The organism is Cognatiyoonia sp. IB215446, assembly GCF_033963825.1.
Classification (GTDB): domain Bacteria; phylum Pseudomonadota; class Alphaproteobacteria; order Rhodobacterales; family Rhodobacteraceae; genus Yoonia.
Map to the genome: position 1 here is coordinate 495,535 of NZ_JAXBMD010000001.1, position 24,872 is coordinate 520,406.

Consider the following 24,872-nt stretch of genomic DNA (forward strand, 5'->3'; position numbering starts at 1 on the left):
AGCTTTAGGGTCGCTGGGTAGACCTGAAGATGAGCGCCCATGCAGTTCGCCCTGACCGATGAGCAAGAGATGATCGTGACCACGGTCCGGTCATTTGTTGAAAACGAGATTTACCCGCATGAAGACCTTGTCGAACGGACCGGAGAGGTGCCGCAAGAGGTTGCTGATGAGATCAAGCGCAAGACAATCGAACTAGGCTTTTACGCCTGCAACTTCCCCGAAAGTGTCGGCGGCGCGGGGGTGAGCCATCTGGATTTCGCGCTGGTCGAGCGTGAATTGGGCCGCGGCTCCATGGCGCTCACGCATTTCTTTGGCCGCCCGCAGAATATCCTGATGGCCTGCGAGGGTGAGCAGAAAGAGCGTTATCTGCTGCCCGCTGTCCGGGGGGAGCGGATGGATGCACTCGCCATGACCGAGCCTGACGCGGGCTCGGATGTGCGCGGCATGAAGTGCAGTGCGGTGCGGGATGGCGGTGATTGGGTGATCAACGGCTCCAAGCATTTCATTTCCGGCGCGGAACACGCGGATTTCTTCATCGTTTTCGTGGCGACTGGTGTCGATGACACGCCCCGCGGCCCCAAGAAACGGATCACCACGTTCCTTGTGGATCGCGGCACGCCGGGTTTTGAGGTGCGCGATGGCTACGCCTCGGTCAGTCACAAGGGCTACAAGAATTGCATTCTGACTTTCGATGATTGTCGTTTGCCAGATGCGCAGGTTTTGGGTGAGGTCGACGGCGGCTTCGCGGTGATGAACGAATGGCTGTATGCGACGCGGATCACGGTTGCCGCGATGTCGGTGGGTCGTGCCCGGCGGTGCTTTGACTATGCGTTGAGCTATGCCGCCGAGCGCGAGCAATTCGGCCAGCCCATCGGTAAATTCCAGGGTGTCGGTTTTCAGATCGCCGACATGATCACCGAGATTGACGCGGCCGATTTCCTGACGCTCGCAGCGGCTTACCGGCTGGATCAGGGGCTTCCTGCAAATCGGGAAATCGCCTCGGCCAAGCTCTACGCGACCGAGATGCTGGCGCGTGTCACGGATGCGACGTTGCAGATCTATGGCGGCATGGGGCTGATGGCGGATTTCCCGATTGAACGGTTTTGGCGCGATGCGCGGGTGGAGCGTATCTGGGACGGCACATCCGAAATCCAGCGCCACATCATCAGCCGCGAATTGCTGCGCCCCTTGGGGGCCTGAATGGGGCGGTTTGACCGGCTGCTGCGCCCGCGTGCGATCCTTGTGGTCGGGGGCGGCACTTGGGGGGCGGAGGTGCTGCGCCAATGCCAGAAGACCGGCTTTCGGGGTGATCTGTGGGTCCTGCATCCCACCAAAGACGAGATTGCCGGTCTGAAACCCTATCGTAAGCTGGCCGATCTGCCGCGTGCGCCGGATGCGGTCTATGTCGGCGTGAACCGGCATGCGACGATTGACGTTGTCCGCGACCTGCGCGCGATGGGCGCGGGCGGTGCGGTCTGCTTTGCCTCGGGTTTTCAGGAGGCCGTGAAAGAGGATGCGGTGGCGGGGGACCTGCAGACAGCTTTGCTGGAGGCGGCGGGCGATATGCCGATCATCGGCCCCAATTGCTATGGCTTCCTGAATTACCTCGATGATGTCGCCATGTGGCCAGACCAGCATGGCGGCGTCACAGTGGACGGTGGTGTGGTCCTCATCACGCAATCCTCGAACATCGCGATCAACCTGACAATGCAACGACGTGGACTGCCGACTGCCTATGTGATCACGGTAGGCAATCAGGCGCAGACGACATTTGCCCAGATCGGTTTGGCCCTGTTGGATGACCCGCGCGTGACTGCTCTAGGTCTGCATATCGAGGGGATTGGCGATTTGCGTGGCTTTGAAAACCTCGCGAGAAAAGCGCGCGAGAAGGGCAAGCCCATTGTTGCCCTCAAGGTCGGCCGCTCTGCGCAAGCCCGTGCCGCGACAGTCTCGCACACTGCCGCGCTCGCAGGCAGCGAAGCGGGTGCGCAAGCGCTCTTTGCTCGGCTGGGCGTGGGGCAGGTCGAGACGCTGTCAGGGTTTCTTGAAACGCTGAAACTGTTGCATGTCGTGGGGCCTTTGCCATCGGATAGTGTGGCCTCCATGTCCTGTTCCGGGGGCGAGGCGAGCCTGATGGCTGACGCCGCCCATGGCAGCACCGTCGCTTATCCTCCGCTGTCTGATGCGCAAACAACCGCGTTGCGGGCCGTACTCGGTCCGATGGTCGCGCTCGCCAATCCGCTTGATTACCACACCTACATTTGGGGCGATGTGCACAAGATGGCGGCCACGTTCAGTGCCATGATGGATGCACGTATGGCGTTGGGTCTTGTCGTTCTGGATTTCCCGCGCCCGGATCGCTGTTCAATGGCCGCCTGGGAGCCCGTGATCACAGCCGTGGCAGAGGCGCAGGAAATCTCAGGTAAGCGTATCGCGCTGCTCAGCTCGCTGGTCGAGAACATGCCCGAAGATGTAGCGCAAGACCTCGTGGCGCAGGGTATCCTGCCGCTTTGCGGGATAACCGAAGCAATTGAAGCGATCGGCGTGGCTGCCGCCATCGGGCAAGCCGTTCCACCAGCCGCCGACCTGTTGTTGCCCGCGACGGCACCCACCAAGGCCGTGACACTGAGCGAGGCTGAGGCGAAGGACGCGTTGGCTGTTTACGGACTGACCGTTCCCAAATCATGTAGTGCCGCGAGTTTGGATGCCGTGACCGACGCAGCGGCGCGGGTCGGCTATCCTGTCGTGCTGAAGGGCGACGGCTTCGCGCATAAGACTGAAGCGGCTGCGCTGGCGCTTGATCTCGCAACGCCAGAGGCGGTGATGGCAGCCGCATCCGTCATGCCCGCAACGCGTTTTCTGCTGGAGGAAATGGTGAAGGGCGCGGTGGCGGAACTTCTGATCGGGGTCGTTTCCGACCCGGCCCATGGCTACGTGCTGACGCTCGCAGCCGGGGGCGTTATGACCGAATTGATGGATGATCGCGTGTCACTTTTGCTGCCGGTCGACGCGCCGATGGTGCGATCCGCGCTGGACAGATTGCGGGTATTCCCCGTCTTGCAGGGCTATCGTGGCAAACCGGGCGCGGATATTGCGGCGATCATCGACGCGGTAATGGCGGTGCAGGCCTATGTCACCGCCCACCGCCCGCAAGAGGTTGAGGTGAACCCGCTGATCTGCCGGGAGGACGGCGCGATTGCGGCGGATGCACTGATTGTGAAAGGAGTTTGCGATGACTGACAGCCCCATCAAAACAAGGGTTCAGGGACAGGTGCTGGAGGTTACGTTGGCCCGGCCCAAAGCCAACGCCATCGACCTCGCCACCAGCCGGATCATGGGCGATGTCTTCGCTGATTTCCGGGACAATCCGGACCTGCGAGTGGCGGTCCTAACCGGCGCGGGTGAGAAGTTCTTTTGCCCCGGCTGGGATCTTAAGGCCGCCGCTGACGGTGACGCAGTTGATGGGGACTACGGCCGGGGGGGCTTTGGCGGTTTGCAGGAATTGCCGCGCATGAACAAGCCGGTCATTGCTGCGGTGAACGGCATCTGCTGTGGCGGCGGGCTGGAACTGGCATTGTCGGCGGACATTATCCTTGCCGCCGATCACGCGACATTTGCGCTACCCGAAATCCGTTCCGGCACGGTGGCGGATGCCGCCTCGATCAAATTGCCGAAACGTATCCCCTACCACATCGCGATGGAGATGCTGTTGACCGGGCGCTGGGTTGATGCGGAAGAGGCGGCGCGCTGGGGCCTTATCAACCGCATTGTGCCCGCCGCCGACCTGATGAGCACGTCGCATGAAATGGCCTCGCTCATCGCCTCTGGTCCGCCGCTTGTGAATGCCGCGATCAAGGAAATCGTGCGCGAGGCGGAGGATATGAAGTTTCAGGATGCGCTCAACCGCATCACAAAAAGCCAGTTTGAAACGGTTGAGACCCTCTACCGCTCAGAGGATCAGCGAGAGGGCGCGCGCGCCTTTGCCGAAAAGCGCGATCCGGTCTGGAAGGGCCGCTAGGAGAGGTTGCGCAGCATGTCGGCCACCGGCACTTTTGCCCGCAACCGGTTGGCCAAAAGGAACATGCCCCCGAACTTGCGCTGCAGAAACAGGATATCGATGGGCAAGGGTGGCGGGATGAACCCGGCATCGGCGAGCGCCATACCTTCCGCCTGCATTTGCTGCGACAGCGTCGTGTCGGCAAAATCGTAGAGCGGGTTTTCCAGCAACGCGCGAAAAACATGCCGCATCATATGTACAATCTGGGCGCTGTGGGTGGGGTCAGTCTCAGCGGTGAAAAAACCGATCTCCATCGCGGTGGCGTGTAGCGCATCAGCGTCGTCCGCAATCCCGGCTGCGATCAGCCGACGGTATTGCTTTGCAATTGCTGGAGAAATCTGCCGGGTTGCACCGAAATCCAGCAGCACGATCTTGTCCGTCGCGGGATCGTAGCGGTAATTGGCGAAGTTCGGGTCGGTCTGCATCCAGCCAAAGATAAACAACTCCTGCAGCATCAGATCAATCAGATCACGGGCGATGCGGTCGCGGTGGCCTTGGGGCAGATCCACCGCATCCTCGATTGGCACACTGTTGATGAAACCCATCACCATGACCTGCGGCGTCGTCCATTCTGCGATCAGTGCGGGCAGGCGAAACCGCGGGTCATCGCGCAAAAGCGCGTCGAAGCGGGTCAGATGCGACCCCTCCAACTCATAATCAGTCTCTTCATGCAGTTGTTGGCGCGCCTCAGCCATGTAGGGCGCAAGGTCAAATCCTTTGGGCAACAGGCCCGACATGCGGATCAATGTACCCACATTGGCCACATCGCTGTCGATGCTCTGCGCGATGCCGGGATATTGTACCTTGATGGCGACGTCGCGCCCATCTTTCAGCCGGGCGCGATGCACCTGCCCGATCGAGGCGGCAGCGATAGGGCGCACATCGAATTTCGCAAACTGGCCAAGCCAACCCTTGGGCCATTCGGCATTCAAGACCTGTTTCAACTGCGCAGGCGGCATGAAATGCGCGTCTGCCCGCAGGCGCGCCATGATCTCGGCCAGTTCGGGCGGGAGCATTTCGCCCGTATCCATCGAGATCAATTGCCCGACCTTCATGGCCGCGCCGCGCATCTTGGCCAGTTGATCGGTGATTTTGTGCAGATTGCGCGGGGTCAGCAAGAGGTCACGCAGCGCGGGCCGCTGACCCTTACCTAGCTGCGCCACACCGTTCAGCGCCATTAACCCCGCAACGCTTGCGGTCATTGAGCCCAGTTGCGTCAGCCTTGCCGCCCGGCTCGCGGGCACTGAAATCGCGCGTGCAGCGGACAGAGCCGCGCCGCGCCGTGCAGAAAGATCATCTCTATCCATAAAGCAGCAGGTAGCGGAATTGCCTGACCTGACAATCCTGCATCACAGCAAACCAGCGCAACCGCTTTCCAATGTGGAAATACGTGCCCTTAGGTCAATTCGGTCGAGACGTCCTGCAGGAAATCGAGCAGACTGTCGACGCTGATCGCCTCGGGGTTGACGTTGTTGCTGGGGAAGTAGCGCAGGAAAATCTGCTTGGTCTCTTCGCCCATCCCCTCATGCAGGCCCATCGACCATGTGGGGAAGATACGCTCACGCACGTCATTGCACGACATCAGGATGATGTTCACATGGCGTGGATCAGCCGCGATGCGGTGATAAATGGCGCTGACCTCGGCGCGCCCACCTTCAAGCACCTGCAGAAAGTAGTTGCCGTTGTAATGCAGAATGCCGGTGACGTTCATCGCCGAGTTGTTGCGCTTACAGACCGTCAACAATTCGTCCATGTTTAAGCTCATCGACGGGTTGCGCTGACTGTAATAGACCAAGCGGGTCAGGTTCATGATGTATGCTCCAGTTTTGTCTGTGTGTTTGAATGAAGGGGTGCGGGGGCGCGGTCTGGCGTTTTGACAAGCTTGGCCGCGATCATGCGGCGTCTGGCCGCATCGCTGCGGCCATGTTCGCGGCGCCGCTTTTGCCGTTCGCGCTCAAGTTCAAGGTGGGCTTTGCGCAGCTCGCCCTGCGCCTGATGTGTGCGGCGGTTGGCGAGCAGAAGTTCGGCCTGATACAGGTTTTCGACCTCGGCGCGCGACTGATCTGTCGCACCGCGATGGCTGAGCCGCATCGCATAGGCCGCAAGCAGAAAGGCAAGGATCAATGCCGCATCGGGTACCGGCAATTCAAAGGCCATAAGATGGGACATCCATTGGCTGGCTGCGGCCAAGATGCTGTCGATACTGGGAAGGTTTTCCATGATAAGACCTCCGGTCAATGGACAATAAATTCGATGGGTTGCCCGTCCTCTGTCAGGACAAGCGGGGAGTCTTCGGGTGCAACGCTATCGACGATGGTGAAGGTGAGGTGCCCGTCTGTGCGGTCCCACGCGACATGCAGGTCGGCAAAGTCAGTCGCGGTCAGCTCAAAATCTCCTTCAAAGCTCACCCCTGCCAGTTCACAATTCAGCACCGATTGCGCGGCGGTGCGGATGCGCGCGCGCTTGATCTCCCAAGCCATGGCCTGTGCATCCGCCTGCTGCAAAGCGGTCAGGTCGTTTTCGATGCGCGCGATACACGGGGCAAGGATGGGGCGAGGTGCAAAGGTCTCGGCAGGGATCTCTTCGGCCACTGCCTCCTGTGCTGATGTGATCTGAATGTCCTCGATAGCCGGAGCGGCAACCGCGTCAGTGGCGATGATCTCTGCAGTATCAACGGCCGGTGTGCCGAGATTGCTTTGCAAAAGGAATCCGACACCACCCAGAGCGGCAAGCGCAACACCGAAGAGCAGCACTTTGGGCGTGGCGCCGGACCGCTCTGTCGATTTGGCCTTATCCGACAGGCGCTGTGCGCGCGCCAGCGACATGCCCGCGCGGTTGCGCGCACCATCTTCTATGGGTGGCTTTGCTACCATCAGTTCCGCCGCTGGAACTTGAAAAGAACGCTGCCATCTGCCGCAACGACCTTTTTCATATCGACGCCCAGACCATTGGCCACGTCATTGAGCATGGTTTCATTGTCGATCAGTGACACGGGCGAGGTTTGATCAGACAAAATCATGTCGAGCCCAAGGTCGACCACCATTTGCTGAATGATGCCGGAAAAACGGTGCGAATAAACGATCATCTGCGGGAGTTCTCACTTTTCGGTTTCGGTTCTGGCCATAGCGGCGCGGACAAGTCTGTCATGCCCGGCCGCAATGGTGCGTCGTTGAAGGGGCGAATGCGTGATCGCCTGAATTGTCCTCGGATGCGGCAAGTGCGGTGCCAATCGATCTGTGTCCATCATGGCCCCCTAAAGCTGCAGTGCTTTGTTCAGCAGATCCGAGGCCTGTTCGATTTGCGGATCATCTGATGCGGGTGGTTCCGTCTGCGCGTCGGCGAGCGCGACGGGCTGGACCGGGCGGGGTGGGGGATCGTCGTTCAACACTTTCACGACGATAAGCGATGTGTTGTCCTGATCGGCCTTGCCAACTTCAAGCACGGACTGCAACAGCGCGCTGGCGATCTCTTCGCTCTCTGCGCGTTGCCGCTTGCGGAGAATTTGCGCGATTTGATCGTCGGTCAGGGTCTGCAGACCGTCGCTGGCCAGCAGAATAATGTCACCTGTTTTCAGCGCCAACGGTGCATCCGGGCAATCCACCTTTGCGATGTCCTTGCCGCAAAGGGCTGAGACCAGCTGATTGCGCTGCGGATGGGTGGCCGCATCGATGGCGTCGATCATGCCGGATTGGACCATTGCATCTATCTGAGGCGCCATGGAATGGTCTTCATTCAGTCGGGTCAGCGCGCCGTCGCGATAGTGGTACAAAGGTGAATCGCCCACCGACGCCCAGTAAAGTGCGGGGCCGGCAAAAGCGCAGATTACCAGCGTTGTTCCCATCCCTGCCAGGTCGGCGCGCGTGATAATCTGGTTCGTGATCGCGTCGTTGGCACGGTCGACCGATGCTACCAATGCGGCAGGTAGTGTTACCTGACCGTTGCGAAAATGGGCCAGCTGAACACTGATTTCCGCGAAAGCAGCACCCATCGCCACATTGCCGGCCACTTCGCCACCCCGATGACCGCCCATCCCGTCGGCGAGCACGGCGATGCCAAAAGGCTCACCGCGCGGCATATTGGTCATCAGCGCGTCCTGCTGGTAGTCTCGCCGCCCCACATGCACAAAGCTGGCAGGGTCAAACCGCCTTTTGGTGCTGTCGTCTGGCGCAGGCTTGGCCCGCTGTCGCCCGAATGTGTAGTGGGTGTTCATGAGGTCTAGCTCTGCTCATCCGCAACACCGAGATCGGCGATCCACAGTGCGTCATTACGGCGGACGGCGAATTGCAGATCGCCGCGATCATCCATCAACGCCTTGCTTGTGATCTCGGCCAATGACGCGCCGCCGATGATGCGTTTGTTATCTGGGACCAGCGCCACGATCTCATCGCCGACCTGAAGCTCGATGCCGAGTGTGGCCGGGGCGTTGACGACCTTGGTGATCCAGGCCTCATCGTCAAAACGGGTTTCAAACGCGAGCCCGTTGTCAAAGGCGGTATGGTAGATGATCTTGAAGGGAAGTTCGGTTATCATCTCGTTGCCGTCATCAGGGCCGATCCAGGTTACGCTGACAGTTGCGATTGTCCCGTCAGAGCGACCGGCCACAGCAGCGATACCAGCCTCAACCTCGGCCCGCGTTTGAACAGTTATCCCATCGATTGCCATGATCTGGGCGCCAGAAGGGACAGCGGCCGTGCCCGCCGTCACAACGGCATTTGGGCCGATGGTGAAGGGCAAATCCGCGCGCCAGTTCAGTTCGATCAGGCCGTCGGCCCAGCTCGTATCAAGGGTCGTCGGATCAATTATTGCGACAGGCGAGGGCGCGGTGATTTCTGCCGTCGGCACCGTTTCTCCACTTGCCGGAAGGGCCGCGATTGGTGTCGTGATCACCTGTGGCATCGGATCGGCGTTTGTTTGGTACGCGGCTGTGGTAACGGGCGATGCTGGGGCAACATCATCAGGTGTCAGATATGACCCGCCCACCAGCACAAGAACGGCAGCGCCGCCCATCAACAGGGCTGGGATATGGCGGGAGGCGCTTTGCTTCGGTTTTGCGGCGCGGCGCGGTCGGCTGATTGCAACGGCTTGCGGCTTGGTCTGGCGGCTTGTCTTCTTCTTGCGCGTCGGGGCAGGCGTCTCGCTGGCGACAGGTGCGGCTTTGGCTTCAGCCGGTTTGACCTGCAAAAGCTGTTTCCACTCGGTGGCACTTTGCAAACGGTCCTGCGGCAGGATGGCGAGGGCCCGGTCAATTGCCGCGCAGAACGTCGCATCAAAATCCTTGGTCTTCTGTCCAAGCGGCACGTAGGGATCGGTTTGTTCGGCCACGTGCGATGTGATTCGCACCTGACTGTCCGGTGGCACCTCTCCCGCAATCAGATGGTAGAACGTGGCGGCGAGCGAATAAAGGTCGCTGGACGGTGCCTGGGTGCTGCCCGCCAGATAGAATTCCTGTGGCGAATACCCGTCCTTTACTACCCTTAAGGCAGACAAGGCTTGGGTCGCTTTTGTCGCCTGTTCGCGCGCAGCGCCAAAATCAATCAGAATGGGTTCTAGCGCTTCGGTCAGGATGATGTTGTCGGGCGAGATGTCGCGATGCAAAAGCCCCGCGTCATGCACGAATCGCACGGCATCCAGCACTTTCTCCAGCAAAGTCGTGATTTGGGCGGGTGAAAGGCGCTTTTCGGGGCTTTCGATATAGCTCAGCAGGTCCGACCCACGGACATAATCCAGCGCCATGTAGGCTGTGCCGTGGTCTTCAAAAACCTGATGCACGCCAACGATGTTTGGATGGACAAGTTTTGAAAGCGATTGTGCCTCTTTCACAAAAAGGCGGACGACACCTTGCAGATCCTTCACATGCGCGCGCGAGCGTGCCTGTACCGCCAGTCGGCTGCGGCGGCAAAGCGTTCCGGGGAAGCATTCCTTAATGACCACCTGTCGATCAAGGCTGTCAGTGGCAAGATATGTGATGCCGAAACCGCCATGATTGAGGTAACTGTCTATCGTATATTGTCCTGACAGAAGCGTGGTGCCGGTCGGCAACTCTTCTGAAAAATCAGGATCGACATCAACTGGTGAACCACTGGCCATCAACAAAACCTTTACCGCTACGTAAGCTCTCGTAATTTGAGATAATGTGCGAATTATGGCGGATTTTGGCGCGATTTATGTTCAATAAATAAGATAATATGCTAAAATTGCATCATTAATGGAGTGTTTCACCTGCAGGTTGAGAGGCGGCTGAGAAGCGCCTATAAGACGCGGACCGATAGCATTGTGCGCGAAATTATGTTGAAGTCGTCTAAAAAAGGAGACGTAAATTTCATGGAAGATGCCGTCAGCGATCTGCCACCGCGCGCGGAGGAAGATGCGTATGCGCATGTCGGGCGGTCATTGCGCAAGCTTCGGCTTGAACGCGGGCTAACCCAGGCTCAGGCCGCGCGTGTGATTAGCGTCAGCCCGCAGCAATATCAAAAATACGAAGATGCGCATTCAAAATGCAGCCTTAACTATCTGATTGCGCTCGCCGATCATTATGGGGTGAGCGTCAACGCCTTTCTGCCGGATTGTGCGGATCATGGCACAGCTCCAGCCGCGCCTCAGCCAGAGATCGCGAATGAGGCGGACTTGCTGGCACGATTGGTCACTGCGTTCGTCGGGCTCGATGACGCGGAAGAAAAATTACGTTTCGTTCAATTGATCGAAGCGGTAGGCTCGGCCCACGGGAGGGGCGGTGAGTAAGTACCGGGGTGTGTGTTGGAGAGTTACAATCGTTTCCTGGAGGAAAACGCCGATGATGTGACCCGCGCGGCAGCGGCGGGCCATTCCGCGGTCATATGTCTCGCAACGCCGGGCGTGCCGGTGATTTATGTCTCTGACGTTTTTGAATCGCATACGGGCTACAAGCCCAGCGAAGTCATCGGCAAGTCGCTCTCAATCCTGCAGGGCCCAATGACCGAAGCGCAGGCGATTGAGGATTTTCGCTTTCTGATCGAGAACGGTGTGCCCGGTACGGTGCGCATCACAAACTACCGCAAGGACAAGACGCCGTTCGTGCACGAATGCGCCCTGCGCCCGATCAAGAATGCGCAGGGCAATGTCAGCCATTTCATCGCCATACAGACGCCCGTGGCCGGCTAGGCGACATTACCAAAAAGTAATCGAAGATCGGCTTATGTCACGTCACGGCGCCTACAGTCCGGCAAAGAGGTCACTGCACTGGCGGCTTGAGTCCTGCCTTGCGGCATGCCTTGTTCGCGGCAAACGAAGCCTTTGTGTGGTAGGCCTTCAACTTTTTCTAGAAGCGAAAAATGCGGTGCCGAAAACGGTCGAATTGCTTTTTGCATTATCGATCAATTCTTCGCAGGATGTGGGGCGGTGTGGGCGATCAAAGGCTACAATCTGCGCTGCAAGGCGGTCTCATCGCAATCAATTGCGTTCACATCAACGATACCGCCCAGTTTGCGGCTACCATGGATGATCGCATTCGCACTAGGATCGCGCTGCACGAGGGCTTCATTTACCTTGCCCACGAGGAACATGAAACGCCCAAACCGTCTTTGTGTCGCAGCGCCCCGCAAAGCATGTTACTGTTAAGAAAGAAATACTGCCCGACCATCATCTGTTTTTCGGAAATCCCGACATGGGCGGCCAATGCGTTGCGCAAACGGGTGTTGAGCCCTTCGTCAACGGGCATCAGAATGCCGCGCCAAGCTGCCACAGGATTGCCAGCCCCAAGATCAGCAAAGTGATGTTGGTTAAACCTGCCCCGATCAGGCGGCCCATGCTGTCGGCTGCTTTGCGCAGACCGAAATAATGGACAAGGCGCGCCAGGATCAACGCACCGCCACAGCCCAGCACCAGCCAAGGGGCGACGCCCGCAATCTCAGCCGCCGCAAGAGCTACGAGCGCAAGGGGGACATATTCCACAAAGTTCCCATGCGCGCGCATCAGTCGCAACAGATGGTCATCCTCACCATGCAGCAGAAGGATCCCGGTCTTGGCCCGGCGCAGGCCAACCGCAATAGCCATCGGAATGCTCATCAACACAAGGACGGCGACGACGGCAAGCGTGATATGGGGCAGGTTTTCCATCTGATCTCTCCTTTCCGGTGATGTGCCTTACGACGCCATGCTTTCGTAAGTGATCAGCGCAAACCGTGCGCCATGCGGATCGGTCAGTGTCGCCATGCGCCCGACACCGGGCATATCCATTGCCGGCTGGATGATGGTTGCCCCTTTGGCCTTTGCCTTGGCAGTGCTGGCATCAACATCCGCGACGGTGAAATAGATCGTCCAGGCACCCTTATCTTCGGGCATTGGGGAGAAGCCCCCAATCGCGGTTTCACCAATCACGGCGGCCGAATAGCTCGACCCGTCCTGCATTGGCATGTCATTGATCGTCCATCCCAATACGTCCTGATAAAACGCTTTGGCTTCCTTTTGATCCGGGCCGGAATGGCCGATCCAGCCGGAATTGCCGAGTGTTGTCATCTCAAGAATACTCATGGGTTATCTCCCTTGGTTGCGCCCGCCACATGCGGGTCTGATCCAAGGACGCATGTACTGGCGGCTTCCCTACAGGTGGCTCAGTTCTTTTTGGCTGATCGCGATTTTGTCTGTGACGGCGGCGCGTTCAGGCGCGGTTGGCGTGAGCGTCAGGACCGTTTCAAATGCCTTTATTGCGGCACGGTGATCGCCGATCTCCTGCAGCAGACCGCCACGCATTGCATGAAACCACCGATAAGTGGACAGATCCTCCGTCAGCGTTTCCAAAGCGTTGATTGCAAAATGTGGCCCGTGTAGCTTGGCCTGCGCGGCAACCTGGTTGAGACGCACGACCGGGGTCGGCTGCAACGCGTAGAGTGCGGCGTAATGAGACTCGATGAGTGCCCAATCGGTCTTATCGGATGTTGCCGCACTTGCATGCGCGGCGGCGATTGTGGCCTGGATGATGTAAATGCCCCGATGATTAATGCGCTGTGCCTTCTGCAAAAGCGCCATCGCCTCGGCGATGTTCGAACGGTCCCAAAGGCTGCGATCCTGATCATCGAGCGTGACCAGCTTTCCATCCCCGTCAATCCGCGCATGGCGGCGCGCATGCTGCAGCAGCAATAGCGCCAGAAGCGCAGATTGTTCGCCCATCGCTGGAAACAGCCTCACCAGTAGGCGGGCGAGCCGTATCGCCTCCTCACACAATGTCAGTTTCATCTGAACCGGCCCGGACGAAGTTGACCACCCCTCGTTGAACATCAGATAGATCATCAAAGAGACTTCGCTGAGCCGCACGCCACGCTCTTGCGGCGTGGGCGTTTCGAAGGCGACCGGGTTTTCCGCGATTTTTCTTTTGGCACGCGTGATCCGCTGTTCCATTGTCTTGGGCTTGATGAGAAAGCCGCTGGCGATTTCAGCGACGCTGAGCCCCAGGATCACCCGCAAGGCGACCGCGATCTGATCTTGCCGGTCAAGCTCGGGGTGGCAGCAGATGAAAAGTAGTCGCAGAACGTCGTCGCGCAATTCATCCGGGTCAGGTGTTTCTGCAGGCATGGGCTGAAACTCTTCACTATGGCGCGAAAGGATCGCGGCACGGCGCTGCGATTTGCGCAGATGGTCAAGGCCTGCATTGCGGGCCGTGGTCAGTAGCCAGGCGAGCGGGTCACGTGGCGCGCCATCTGTGCCCCAAACGGTCAGGGCTTTTACGCAGGCCTCGGCAAAGGCCTCTTCGGCCAGATCGATGTCGCGAAACACCCGCGTAAGTGCCGCGATGGCGCGGGGCCGTTGCTCGGTGAATGTGGCCTCAAGCCAGTCTGACATGACCTAGTCCGATGACAATGCACCCCCCGCCCAGGCGACGGGCCGCACCTCAAGCCGCGCGATGGGCGACGAGATCATTTTCGCGTATTCCAGCGCCTCATCAAGGTCTTTGAAATCGGCAGCATAGAAGCCCAGAAAGTTTTCCTTGGTCTCGGCAAACGGTCCGTCCACGATCAGCGGTGCAGCACTGTCGTTCCTAGCCGGTTCTACCATCACCGCAGATGTGGGCGGCATCAGCTTCATCGACACAAACGCCCCCCGGTTCTTGAGCGCGTCTTGCAATGCGCTGTGCCTTGACATCACGTCGTCCTGTCGTCCTTTTGGAAGTGCCTCAAACACGCCCGGTTCGCCATAAATGGTTATTGCATAGATCATCTTGTCCTCCGCAGAGCAGTTATATGCTGCAAGGACGCGCGCGCCGTTGCAAATCCGACATGGCTTGGGTGACCTGTCGCAATGTAGGCAGTCTGTTGTGACTTGTGTCGCTCAATTACTATCCAAATACACATGTCATCTTATTCTCTTCAGTTGTGAACCTTTGAGTTCAGAACGTGCACTAACGGTTCAGATGCGCCTTGATCGTCGTTTCAGCATTTACGATGACACCGGGAACCGAGATGGCTCGAAAAATCGATGGGATTTCCTATCCTGACAATGTATTAGATGTTTTGCGAAACGCGGCGATAGGACCTGCTTTTCGGGCCTTTGTCGAATCCAAGAGTGCTGGTCAGAACACGGAGTTCCTTGATGCATCAGTCAAACTGAACTCCAAAAAGCATTTTGATCTCTATTTCTTTGAAGACGGTCCCAAAGCGATCCCAATTTCCTCTTTCACACGCCAAAAGGTCTCCAGGCTCGCCAATGCGAGGCTTTGGAACAACAAGGCTGGCTGGTTGGATGTTTACGCTGCGGCGCGCAAGGAGGTGGCGCATTTAGTCCAGGTGGACTACCTCGAAGCGTTCTTTGAAAGTGAGTACTTCAGCAACCCGCATCGGCAAAACCTGATCAAAAGAACAAAGGTGCCATCAACGCTTCTACGAGAAATTGGTGTGAAAAACACTGCTGATTTATCCGACGTGATTGTTCTGTTTCGGTCCCGCCGAGAGACGGCGATCCAAACTGCAGACGAAATTGCGCGCCATTGCGGATCGCGGTTGAGCGGAAAACAGATCGTTGAAGAACTTGTCAGATGTAACCGCTGATGCACTTGGCGGCTTCGGTGCCTGAACCTTATTCGCGCCGCATGGCACTCATGATCAAGGCAACGCGTGTTGTCTGGTTTGAGAGATACTTCGATCTGAAAGGCGCAGGAAAGAAATGAGACGGATCGCGGCCGCTGCGGTGGAGGATGTGCGTGCTTAGTCTGAGTGTTTCGCCTCTCCGCTTGGCCAATCCAGAGGTGCTGTCATGAAGCTGCTGTCCGGCATTCTGATTGCCCTTTCGATCACAGCCGCACCTGTCCTCTGGCAAGTCGCGGATCATCATCTTGCCGCTCCGGAACCCGGTGTGGACGAAACCGGCCCCCTGCGGGCTGAGGTTGCGGCGTTGCGTAATGAGCTGACGCAGCTCAAGGGCCGCGTGGATGGCCTTGATGCTCGGACATCCCTTGGGCTGGCGGCGTCGGCTGCGCCATCTGAGCCGCAAAACCAGAACCCAATTGCGTCGGATACGTTGAAGGATGCGTTTGCCCAGGTTGTTCTGATTGCAGATCGGCGGTCCGCGAATGAGGGGCTGACGGTTGCATCCCCATCCTTTCTGGCCAGCGTGTTTGGCCCGCCAAGGGATGATTTGAACGACGATTGCCAACCGCCAACCAACCAGAGACTTATCGAACTTCTGGCTATTGAAGACGTGGGGCCGATCCGCGCGCAGATGATCCGCCCGGCGCTTGTCTCACTCAGACAGGTTTTTGCAAATGTTCAGGTGTTTGAGCCCGAACTTTATGACCGGATTGAAAGTGCGGGTTCTTTATGTGTGCGGTTGATCCGCGGATCATCCAGTTCAGCCTCTGCCCATGCCTTCGGACTGGCCGTCGATATCAACATCGATGGCGTCCTGGATGAGCTTGCGGACGGCAAAACGCAGCTTGGTCTGATCTTGCTTGCCGATTTCTTCAGGAAAGAGGGCTGGATCTGGGGTGCGGGCTTTGGCCGCGAGGATTCAATGCATTTCGAAGTCAGCCGCCAAAAGATCGAACAATGGCGTAGGCAAGGCCAGATTTAACTTGTTTGCCGAAAGTCGGAAGCATTCCTACCCCCAACGGCCTTGAAGGGCGGCGCAGGTCGGCACCGATGCCGACTTTCTGCCGTTGAACCGGAAGTCGTGAAAGTCTGCTTTGCGGAGCTCGTGTTTACGCCTAACATTTCGCGATAGTAGAGGTAGCGGTTGATATGCACGCCGCAGCATTCTCAAACTTCAAAAAAGTGGGAGGCACGCAGGATGCTGAAATGGAGCGCCCTACGCTTCTTCAAGTGGCTCGCGATTAGCATGAGTGCATCCACTACGATGCTCATGGGGCAGACAATGCAAGAACGAATGAATAGGGCGATTGAGGCAAATGAATTGCCGGGCCTCCACTCGACCGTTGTCATGTTGGGCGGCGAGCTCATCGCCGAAGCCTACTTTACGGGCGAAGACGAACGCTGGGGGATACCCATTGGCGAAGTCGTACATGGCCCGGAAACGCTGCATGATACGCGTTCCGTAACGAAGTCCATCGTCGGTTTGCTCTATGGAATAGCCCTTGGTGAAGGCATCGTCCCTGACCTTGAAACTCCGCTGTTGGATGTCTTCCCAGAATATGCGGACCTTCGCGACGGATCGGCCCGTGAAGCCATTACAATTGCGGATGTTTTGACTATGCAGATGGGCACCGAATGGGATGAGAGCCTCCCGTATTCCGACCCACGCAATAGCGAGATTGCAATGGAGCTAGCAGACGACCGCTATCGCTTTGTCTTGGACCGGCCCATGGTCGCGGAGCCCGGCACCGTATGGACATACAATGGTGGCGCAGTCGCACTTCTTGGCCATCTGATTTCCGAAGGCTCAGGTATGGCGCTCGATGTCTATGCGCAAAGCAGATTGTTTGAACCGCTCGGTATCTCTGATTTTGAATGGGTGGCGGGTGCTGACGGTGTACCTTCTGCGGCGTCCGGCCTGCGCTTGAAGGCGCAAGATTTGGCGACAATCGGCGTAATGATCGCGGGAAACGGAACCTACAATGGTCGTCAGGTCGTACCCGCCTCCTGGCTCGATGTGTCATTCAGCGCACAAGCAGCGATAATGGACGGCTTTGACTACGGAATGCTCTGGTATCTCGCTGTTGGACCGAGTGGCGATCAAATCATTATCGCATCTGGAAACGGTGGCCAGCGTTTGACCGTTCAGCCTTCCGCAGAATTCGTCGTTGCGACCTTTGCCGGTCGATACAACGATCCTGAAGCATGGCAATTGCCTCTACGCGTTGTTGTCGATTTCGCAGTTCCAGAGGTCAATCGAGCGAGGTCTGAGTAGCTCGGTATCTCGTGCTTCGGACAATAGCCGACATTTGTGCATGGCGCAGCATCGGTCACTTTGGGCGCTTTTCGAACGTTCACTAAGACCGACATCAATGATCCCAAACGGCGGCTGATGAAATGCTGTGCCCAGCGATCGTCCTCTGCAGCTACGCGCAGGGACAAAGGCTGCACATATCAAAGGGCGGCATATCCAGTGTCATGGTCATCGCGGTGTTCAGTGCCATCGCGACGTTCAAAAATGGCATGATGGCCAGTTTTGGGGGCGAAGAGGCCATGCGGAACGATGGGTTGGACATCGAGCCCAACATCTGTTCGCCCAACTGGATATCCTCCAAGGGTGGCAGGGCTGCGAGGCGCATGTTCATGGCGAGCGCGGGCATCGGCGGCATCGGGATCGGAAAGCCGCCCCAAAGCCGCAACATGGACCGGGTGCGCATCATACCTGCGGGCGTAAAGGCATCATCGCCAAAGGCGGCCTCGATTGTCGCAAGCGCTTCCAGCACCATCATCAGTTTCATCAGCATCGGCATGGGCACGATCAGCTGTGGCGGTGAAAGGCGCGCCATCATGTTGAACCGGTTCTGCATGGCCGACACCACGCCGGGATCGCCGAGCGGTGGAAGATCTAACGCCTCGGTCATTTGAAACAGCTGCGGCAGCCCAGCCAGGAACCGTGCCTTTTTGATCTGCGGTGGCTTCAATGCAAACCGGAACCGGTGCGGCAGATTGACAGGTGGTTCAGGGAAGAACGTGATGTTGAACGGATCAATGCCCAGGCTTTGCAGGTCAATCACCAGTCGTGCGATAATGGAATAGTTCAGAAGCGGCTGCATTCGCAGGCCGACCAAGCCCTTTAGGCGTGGCCACACATTTGTATTGATGCTCGTCGCGGCCTGCTGCATCTGAAATTCAAGCTTGGGCAGATCGTCAAACGTGAAGTTGCCCATCATCATTGAGATGGTCATGGCAATCTGCGCCAGCCCGCCACCGCCAAAGTGAATATTGGGTATCTTGATCGGGTCGATCAACGCCGCGATCTGCATGTCCAAGCGGTTTTCCGGTGTCAGGTTGGGAAAGGCAACAGCGGCCTGCAGGCTGAGCGGAACGGGCGGTAGAACTAGCGACATGCTGGGGCTGAAACGGTTGCTGACAATCTCGGTCGGGACGGTGCAAAAGCAGGGCATGAGCGGACCTCAGATATCGACCACGATGACAGACACGTTGTCCGCGCCGCCGCCATCCAACGCGATCCGGATCAGGTCATCGGCGATTCTGTCGATAGGTTCGTCGCACAAATGGCGTTGCAGCGTTTCTGCGTCGGCATATTTGGTCAGCCCATCCGAGCACAAAAGGAATCTGTCACCGGGCAGGATGTCCCCGCGACGTTTGTCGAGCAGCAGCGTTTCATCCACGCCGACCGCACGGGTGATCTGATTGCCGTGTGGGTGATTTTCGGCCTCGGCCCAGGTCAGTTGACCCGCCTCAACAAGTTCCCCAACGATGGAATGATCGCTGCTGATCATCGTGATCCGCTCATCGCGTAAGCGGTATAGGCGGCTGTCGCCCGCCCAGAGGCACATGAAGTGTTCTTCGGACAAGGCCAGCAGGACAACCGTTGCCCCAATCGTGACACTACCGCGTCGGGTTGCTTCTTTCTGGATTGCCCGATGTGCCTCGCCCAGCGCCGTCCGGGCGGCATGCATCACGTCGGCGGGCGACAGATCGGCCGGAAGAGCCGTCAGGATGTCGACAATTGTCTGGCTCGCAAAATCGCCGCCCGCATGCCCGCCCATCCCGTCTGAGACGAGCCAAAGACCCAGATGGGGCAGGGCCAGAATAGCGTCCTCATTTACTTTGCGAACGCGTCCGATATGGGTCTTCGCGCTGTAGTGCCTCTTCGTGGAAGAAATGGTCATCTTACTTGCCTTAGGTGGCGTGCGCATGTTCGCGCCAATGATTGTCGTTCAGATCAAAAAGGGCGTTGGCCAGCGTGGGATCTGCTGGCATTCCATCAGCGAAGAAACTCCTTGGGGTCCCCTCGACAACAGCGATCCAGAGTGATCCGGGCATGTCGGGTCCAGACTGTGTTTCTGCAGTCAAAACCGATGGCGGAGGTGGCAAGGCCTTAAGATCTTTCTCCAGTCCGGGTAGGTTGGTGCTGTCGTCCAGCATCCGTAGGGCGGTGTCTTCAAGCGGCTCAACGACGCTTTGCAACGCCAGATGGGCAGGCCAGACTGGTGCATCTGTTTCGAAGGCGATGCAGATCGGAAAACGGCGGCCGACACGATCAACGCTGGGCATCATCACACCCGCTGCTGTCCTTGGTCCGCAAAGCCCTGCAGCCAGGGTGAACCGCCAGATCGGTGCGCTCATGTAGCAATCTTGCCAGCGGTCCCCAATGGCGGTCTGCCCGATCAAAAGCAGTTCCTGCATCCAGACATCCCAGTCTTCGACAAAAGCCTGCGACAGGCCCCGGCGCACAAAATCGCCAAGGCAGGGCACTTTGCCATAAAATCCGTAGGCCGGTGCCATCACAAGGAACTCGGGCAGCTGAAACTGTCCAAGGCGGGCACCGTAAACGGGTTCAGTGCCGAGCCCGCGCGCAGCTGGAAAATCGCGATACGGCCGCCGATATTGAAGATCACACGATTCCTGTCGGAAACATTGGTCCGCCGCACTTCTGCCGTGTCCAGCAGCCGGAACCAGGCCCAAGGTCCGTCGCGGTTGATCGTGCTTTCGATATCAGACCGTGTCGGCGTGAACGCAACGCGGGTGCGCCCGCCCAACTGACCGGGCCAGGACAGCGCCGTGACCTGCGGAGGGCCATGGGCGTATGAAACGGTCTGGCCTTCCACCTCAAGGATCACCTGTTCGACATCCGGATCAAGTGCAACCGGTGTCAGATCGAAGGTGACCGAAGGCAGCCCGGGTCCGAGAAAGAAGCTGTCGCGGATTTCAGACGCCTTCTGGAACTGCGCCACAACGGCGTTTGAGATGCCGATATCCACCCCGTTCACGCGCCGCACCTGCCACGGGTTCGTGGTTGTATCGACAAAGGACACTAGGTTTTCGTTAAAGAACGTGTCGATCAACCCGTTGGGCGCAAACAGCCTGCCGAAATCCTGCAGGGCCACATCTGACGCGGATTGGCGGTCAAACGGATAGCGTCCATTGATCGCGCGTTCACAAAACGGCAGCACCTGTGCCTGCCATTTGGCGTTCAGCTCTGTCCGCGCGCCGCCAACCGCCGCGCCGGACGAGACTGAGGCAACCTGTGATGCCCACCGCTGCATCGGGCTAGGCAAGCGCCCGATTTCAGCCTGCAACCGTGCCGCAGCACTATTACCCTGGCCGACAATGGCGGTGCCGAGGTTCTGGCCCAGCGACAGCCGGTTTAGCTCATCATAGACATCCGTCATTGTCCCAAGGACCTGATCCAGCTGCGATGGCGCGCCGTCAAAACCGTCGACCAATTCATGCAGTTCACGAAAGCGGTCTTCGACAAACTGACCTGGCTGATCCTGATCGTCTGCTTCACCTGCGGGGACGGACGATTGGATCACCTCAAGGATTGCCGATTGCTGTGAGTTGATCGATGACAGGATTTCGTCCTGCAAAAAGTCTCCGACATTGCCTGCGGCATTATTCACAAGCACCTGGCTGTCAGGCAGTTCGGTCAGCTTCGTTTCTTCCGACACGGCCTCAAGAATGTTCTTGATGGGTGATGTCGGGCCGGAGAGGATATTCACGACATCTGTCGCCTGTCCGAGGCTGCCAACGGGGATCACGTCGATATCCGCCAAAAGCTGGTCGTATCTGCTGACATAGTCGTTTTCATAAAGATCGAGCACATCGCGGGTGATCCGGGACAGGGCCTGCGGTGAATCGTCGACGGCAATCGCATCACCCAAGATCTGGCTTTCCCGCTGGACCCGTTCGGTGACAACCAGCACTTCGGGCAGGAAATACGTATGAAAGCCGTTATGCGTGTAGACCCCTTCGACACCTGCGCTCAGCGGTGTGCCAGAGGGACGCAGCAAGACCCGCGATACCGCCGGGCCACCCACATCGGTGATGCGAAACTGCGGCAGATCGCGTGCCGTTGGGGCGCTGACAATGCTTTGGTAGACGCGTTCAGACAGCGGGGTTTCGGCCAGAATGCCTTGCACCTGTTCCACAAGCGGGCCGTTCAAAGCAATCTCTCGCATCGGCTGGTTCACCATCTCATCGAGATGGCCCATGAGATCGCCGCGCAAGGCGTCCTCGCCGGGGAAGGCGACCTGCCAGTCAAGCTCCATCCACTGCTTGACCTGCGTTTCATCCATCGGCCCCTGTAGGCCGAGCATCAGGTAGATCTTCAAGGCCTCAAACAGCAAGTCAGAGTTGTTCAGGTTCGCCTGCATCTGCTCTTCCAGCCGGACCAGCAGTCGCGGCAACAGCAAGTTATTGAGCGCGCCGCGATAGGATTGCGCGGTTTCACTGCCGATGGCGTCACCCTGATAAAGCCCATAGGTCAGTGCGACTGGCGGTTCAGGGTCAGTCGCGGCAGGGTTGCCGGGCAGATCGCGTAAGATGTTCAGGGCCGGGACGACGGACGGGATATCCTGATCCGAGATCGGCGTACCGGGGATGTCTGCCGACAGGTCCTGAAAGACGGTGATGCTGTCTTTGGCGTCCGCGATCAGCCTGACATTGCCGATATAGCTGTTGAGCAGAACCCCGAAGACCGCCCCAAATGCCGCTACGCTGGTTGCGATGGCCCCGCGTGTCGCCCAGCGATACCGGCGCTCCACCGCGTCATCGGCGGAGACCAGACCAGCCTCGCCAAAGATCACGCTGTTCATCAGGCGGGTCAGGAAGTAGCTGCGCCCCTGACCTTGTCCGGTGCCGATGGCCTGACGCCCGATCCCAAACGTGCGCGACATGCCCATCATCAGCCGGTCAATGGGCATCCCTTCCTGCGTGCCAGAGGTGAAATAGACCCCGCGCAGCAATTGCGTGTCTTCAAATCGGCTGTCCTGAAACACCTCCCCCAAGAAGCTCTCGGCGACATTGCGCAGTGACGCGATCTGGGCCGGGAAGCCGGAAATCAGGCTGCGGCGCTGATAATCCGTCTCGGCCTGCATCCGTTCCAGGCTGTGATTGCTCAACTGGGTCAGGAGCGCGTCGAATTCTGTCACGAAAGCCGCCATCGCGGGGCTGGCCTGCGCGCCCTTTTCAAAAGGCAGCGTGAAGCCCCAGACCTGTTCACGTTCCTCGCTGCCAAGGTTGTCGAAAAACTCCTGAAACCCGGCGATCAGATCCGCCTTGGTAAAGAGCACATAGACCGGAAAGCGCACGCCCAAACGCTCGCGCAATTCATGCAGCCGTGTGCGGATCGCCTTGGCGTGTTCCTGACGCGTCCGTTCATCCTGCGATGACAGATCGGAGAGGCTGATCGCAACCATCGCACCATTGATCGGCTGACGCTTGCGGTGCTTTTTGAGCATATCAAGGAACCCGGTCCAGGCCTTGGCATCCGCGTCCTGATTGCTGTCCTGGGTCGTGTAGCGTCCGGCTGTGTCCAGCAACACCGCTTCATTCGTGAACCACCAGTCGCAGTTCCGCGTGCCGCCCACACCGCCGATGGCGGTTTTGCCCATGCGCTCTGCCAGGGGGAATTGCAGACCGGAATTCACAATGGCCGTCGTCTTGCCCGCACCGGGCGGGCCGATCATGATATACCACGGCAATTGATAAAGATGGCGCGAGCCGAAACGCCCGCCCAGCTTTGATTTCCGCAGGAAACCCAACGCCTCTTTCATCCCCGTGCGCATTTCGCCCAGTTCAGCCTCGACGGCCTCATCCTGCGTATCTGTTGCCTTCTCGGTGATCGCCTCCACGATTTCCGTATCGGTTTTGCGGCGGTTCAGAAGGATGATCAGGATCGCAATCGTCGTTCCGGCGGCCAAGGCGCCGATGGTGATCAGACGATCCGTGACGCTGTCAAAGGGCCGAACCTCTGCAATCGACAGAAGTGGGCCAAGATACCAGATGGCGGCTGCCAGGATCAGGCTCGACAGGATCAGAACGCCGACGGGGCTGAAGACGGTGCGAAGAATACGTTGAAACATGGTTAGCCTGCTTTCACGAGGATGACTTCAATACGGCGGTTTTGGGCGCGCCCTTCTGGGGTGTCATTCCGGGCGATGGGTTCGGCATCAGCGCGGCCCTCGGCACTGATGCGGCCCGGGTCGTCCAGCGACCGCGAAATCTTGTCCATGACGGATGTGGCCCGCGCGAGCGACAGGAACAGATTGGACGGAAAGCGCGCGGTGTTGATCGGGATGTTGTCGGAATGGCCTGCCACGATGATACGCCCCGACTCATCGTTAAGCGCTGCGGCGATACGGTCAATGACCGGGACAAAATCAGGTTCAAGCACGTCCGAACCGGACCCAAACAATCCGTTGCCTGCCACGCGAACCGTCAGCACGTTGCCCTGATCGATGACGTCCACCAGTCCCTGTTCGATTTCGGGGGCAAGGAAGGTTTCGACCTTCACGACCTCCTGGACCTGTTGCGGGGTCGGGGGCGGCGGTGGCGGGGGCGGTGCCACTCGCGCCAGTTCAATTGGGCCGCCGAAGTTCAGCGCTGACAACTGCCCGCGCAACCGCTCCGTATCGCTGCTGAGCGCCAGGGAAAACCCGAAGAAGGCCAATGAAACCGCACCCACGGTCAACCCGGTGATCAGCCAGATTGTCATCCATGCAGAGACGGGGCGATGCGCAACCGCTATACCTTTCCAGCGCGGGGCCAGATCACGCTCCACCGGACCGCGATGCGCCCGGATCAGGCGGGCCAGTCCATCGCGGATCGACAGGTGCTTTTCCGGGCCGCGGTTCTCAACGCGCAAGCGCCCCTCGAACCCCAGACTGAGGCACATGTAAAGGAATTCCAGTAGGTCACGGTTCTGCGCTGGTTCCTTTTCCAGATGCTCCAGCAGGTCGAAAAACCGGTCTCCACCATGGGTTTCCTTGTGAAAGGTGCCGACCATGCTTTGTTGGGCCCAGATGCTTTGGCCGCCCCAGGGCGTATTCAGCACGACGTCGTCAATTGTGGCACAGATCGCATAGCGCGCGATTTTCACCGATTGTGCAGGCACACCGGCCTGAAGCGCCTTGTTCTCGAACGAGCGGATCTGGGTGACCACGCTTTCGCGCAATTGTCCGGGATTGCCGTGCTGTGCTCGGTTCCGGATCCGTCCGACGAGCAGAAATAGAGATGAGGCTGCCGCGTTCAGCGGGTTCAGACCCGTTGCAACCGTCCCTATCGCAACATCAGGGCCCGCCTGCGCTTTCGGAACCACGCCGGCAGGCGCAGGGCTCGGCGACGCAGCGGGGGTTGCCACCTGCGGCGCGGTCCGCCGCCCCGCCGGGTTGGGGCGAATGACGGTTTTGTCGGTATCGGACGGTTCAGCAAAGGGATCATCGCGGTTCATGACA

The 24,872-nt window shown here is 58.6% G+C and carries 25 protein-coding genes; 8 read left to right on the plus strand and 17 right to left on the minus strand.

What is annotated here, in order from left to right; genetic code table 11:
• Positions 1-39 precede the first annotated feature (39 nt).
• The 3 genes from SLH49_RS02505 to SLH49_RS02515 are packed head-to-tail and all read left to right on the plus strand — an operon-like array spanning position 40 to position 4,018.
• Entirely contained in the window at positions 40-1,200 is a 1,161-nt protein-coding gene (locus SLH49_RS02505; protein WP_320267594.1) for an acyl-CoA dehydrogenase family protein, read from the plus strand.
• The gene (locus tag SLH49_RS02510; RefSeq protein WP_320267595.1) at positions 1,201-3,240 is read left to right on the plus strand and encodes an acetate--CoA ligase family protein; all 2,040 of its coding nucleotides are present in this window, start codon (positions 1,201-1,203) and stop codon (positions 3,238-3,240) included.
• Positions 3,233-4,018: a carnitinyl-CoA dehydratase gene (locus SLH49_RS02515; protein WP_320267596.1), complete on the plus strand. Its 786-nt coding sequence runs from the start codon at positions 3,233-3,235 to the stop codon at positions 4,016-4,018. Before SLH49_RS02510 ends, SLH49_RS02515 begins: the two co-directional genes overlap by 8 nt.
• On the opposite strand, the gene SLH49_RS02520 is transcribed toward SLH49_RS02515, so the two are convergent.
• The 7 genes from SLH49_RS02520 to SLH49_RS02550 all read right to left on the minus strand — a co-directional run bounded on the left by SLH49_RS02520 (position 4,015) and on the right by SLH49_RS02550 (position 10,144).
• Entirely contained in the window at positions 4,015-5,364 is a 1,350-nt protein-coding gene (locus tag SLH49_RS02520; protein ID WP_320267597.1) for an AarF/ABC1/UbiB kinase family protein, read from the minus strand. The two genes, SLH49_RS02515 and SLH49_RS02520, sit on opposite strands and share 4 nt — an antisense overlap.
• An 89-nt stretch (positions 5,365-5,453) precedes the next feature.
• Positions 5,454-5,867: a BLUF domain-containing protein gene (locus tag SLH49_RS02525; protein WP_320267598.1), complete on the minus strand. Its 414-nt coding sequence runs from the start codon at positions 5,865-5,867 to the stop codon at positions 5,454-5,456.
• Entirely contained in the window at positions 5,864-6,277 is a 414-nt protein-coding gene (locus SLH49_RS02530) for a hypothetical protein (RefSeq protein WP_320267599.1), read from the minus strand. Before SLH49_RS02530 ends, SLH49_RS02525 begins: the two co-directional genes overlap by 4 nt.
• A gap of 14 nt (positions 6,278-6,291) precedes the next feature.
• Positions 6,292-6,930: a hypothetical protein gene (locus SLH49_RS02535; RefSeq protein ID WP_320267600.1), complete on the minus strand. Its 639-nt coding sequence runs from the start codon at positions 6,928-6,930 to the stop codon at positions 6,292-6,294.
• Entirely contained in the window at positions 6,930-7,142 is a 213-nt protein-coding gene (locus SLH49_RS02540) for a hypothetical protein (RefSeq protein WP_320267601.1), read from the minus strand. Before SLH49_RS02540 ends, SLH49_RS02535 begins: the two co-directional genes overlap by 1 nt.
• Positions 7,143-7,310: 168 nt before the next feature.
• The gene (locus SLH49_RS02545) at positions 7,311-8,267 is read right to left on the minus strand and encodes a PP2C family protein-serine/threonine phosphatase (protein ID WP_320267602.1); all 957 of its coding nucleotides are present in this window, start codon (positions 8,265-8,267) and stop codon (positions 7,311-7,313) included.
• A 5-nt stretch (positions 8,268-8,272) separates the two neighbouring features.
• On the minus strand, positions 8,273-10,144 hold the full coding sequence (locus tag SLH49_RS02550) for a serine/threonine protein kinase (RefSeq protein WP_320267603.1): 1,872 nt from the start codon (positions 10,142-10,144) through the stop codon (positions 8,273-8,275).
• Between the two features lie 234 nt (positions 10,145-10,378).
• Between SLH49_RS02550 and SLH49_RS02555 the strand changes: the two genes are divergently transcribed.
• Both SLH49_RS02555 and SLH49_RS02560 read left to right on the plus strand, forming a co-directional pair.
• Positions 10,379-10,795, plus strand: coding sequence for a helix-turn-helix transcriptional regulator (locus tag SLH49_RS02555; RefSeq protein WP_320267604.1), 417 nt, complete (start codon positions 10,379-10,381; stop codon positions 10,793-10,795).
• 15 nt (positions 10,796-10,810) lie between these two features.
• Positions 10,811-11,194, plus strand: a complete 384-nt coding sequence (locus SLH49_RS02560; protein WP_320267605.1) for a PAS domain-containing protein — start codon at positions 10,811-10,813, stop codon at positions 11,192-11,194.
• A gap of 254 nt (positions 11,195-11,448) precedes the next feature.
• Here SLH49_RS02560 and SLH49_RS02565 read toward each other — a convergent pair whose 3' ends face one another.
• From SLH49_RS02565 to SLH49_RS02585, 5 genes are all read right to left on the minus strand, one after another.
• A complete protein-coding gene (locus SLH49_RS02565) occupies positions 11,449-11,595 on the minus strand; it encodes a hypothetical protein (protein WP_320267606.1) in 147 nt (48 codons plus the stop codon).
• A 154-nt stretch (positions 11,596-11,749) separates the two neighbouring features.
• Positions 11,750-12,148 carry an MAPEG family protein gene (locus SLH49_RS02570; RefSeq protein WP_320267607.1) on the minus strand — a complete coding sequence of 133 codons (399 nt, stop codon included), beginning with the start codon at positions 12,146-12,148 and terminating at the stop codon, positions 11,750-11,752.
• Between the two features lie 27 nt (positions 12,149-12,175).
• Positions 12,176-12,562 carry a VOC family protein gene (locus SLH49_RS02575; protein WP_320267608.1) on the minus strand — a complete coding sequence of 129 codons (387 nt, stop codon included), beginning with the start codon at positions 12,560-12,562 and terminating at the stop codon, positions 12,176-12,178.
• Positions 12,563-12,631: 69 nt separating this feature from the next.
• Positions 12,632-13,867 carry an RNA polymerase sigma factor gene (locus SLH49_RS02580; protein ID WP_320267609.1) on the minus strand — a complete coding sequence of 412 codons (1,236 nt, stop codon included), beginning with the start codon at positions 13,865-13,867 and terminating at the stop codon, positions 12,632-12,634.
• Between the two features lie 3 nt (positions 13,868-13,870).
• Entirely contained in the window at positions 13,871-14,242 is a 372-nt protein-coding gene (locus tag SLH49_RS02585; protein WP_320267610.1) for a YciI family protein, read from the minus strand.
• Between the two features lie 242 nt (positions 14,243-14,484).
• Here SLH49_RS02585 and SLH49_RS02590 point away from each other — a divergent pair, with 242 nt between their 5' ends.
• From SLH49_RS02590 to SLH49_RS02600, 3 genes are all read left to right on the plus strand, one after another.
• A complete protein-coding gene (locus tag SLH49_RS02590) occupies positions 14,485-15,069 on the plus strand; it encodes a hypothetical protein (RefSeq protein ID WP_320267611.1) in 585 nt (194 codons plus the stop codon).
• Between the two features lie 205 nt (positions 15,070-15,274).
• Entirely contained in the window at positions 15,275-16,090 is an 816-nt protein-coding gene (locus tag SLH49_RS02595; protein WP_320267612.1) for a M15 family metallopeptidase, read from the plus strand.
• 300 nt (positions 16,091-16,390) lie between these two features.
• Positions 16,391-17,383, plus strand: coding sequence for a serine hydrolase (locus SLH49_RS02600; protein WP_320267613.1), 993 nt, complete (start codon positions 16,391-16,393; stop codon positions 17,381-17,383).
• A gap of 151 nt (positions 17,384-17,534) precedes the next feature.
• Here the strand turns inward: SLH49_RS02600 and SLH49_RS02605 are convergent, their stop codons facing one another.
• From SLH49_RS02605 to icmH, 5 genes are read right to left on the minus strand one after another with little or no spacing between them, the layout of a single operon-like run.
• Positions 17,535-18,572, minus strand: a complete 1,038-nt coding sequence (locus tag SLH49_RS02605) for a hypothetical protein (RefSeq protein ID WP_320267614.1) — start codon at positions 18,570-18,572, stop codon at positions 17,535-17,537.
• 9 nt (positions 18,573-18,581) lie between these two features.
• Positions 18,582-19,304, minus strand: a complete 723-nt coding sequence (locus SLH49_RS02610) for a PP2C family protein-serine/threonine phosphatase (protein ID WP_320267615.1) — start codon at positions 19,302-19,304, stop codon at positions 18,582-18,584.
• A gap of 10 nt (positions 19,305-19,314) precedes the next feature.
• A complete protein-coding gene (gene tagF / locus SLH49_RS02615) occupies positions 19,315-19,920 on the minus strand; it encodes a type VI secretion system-associated protein TagF (RefSeq protein WP_320267616.1) in 606 nt (201 codons plus the stop codon).
• On the minus strand, positions 19,920-23,501 hold the full coding sequence (gene tssM, locus SLH49_RS02620) for a type VI secretion system membrane subunit TssM (RefSeq protein ID WP_320267617.1): 3,582 nt from the start codon (positions 23,499-23,501) through the stop codon (positions 19,920-19,922). The genes tagF and tssM overlap by 1 nt, the downstream gene beginning before the upstream one ends.
• Before the next feature lie 2 nt (positions 23,502-23,503).
• Positions 23,504-24,868 (minus strand): type IVB secretion system protein IcmH/DotU, encoded by a 1,365-nt coding sequence (icmH, locus tag SLH49_RS02625; protein WP_320267618.1) that lies wholly within the window; start codon positions 24,866-24,868, stop codon positions 23,504-23,506.
• Positions 24,869-24,872: the final 4 nt, after the last annotated feature.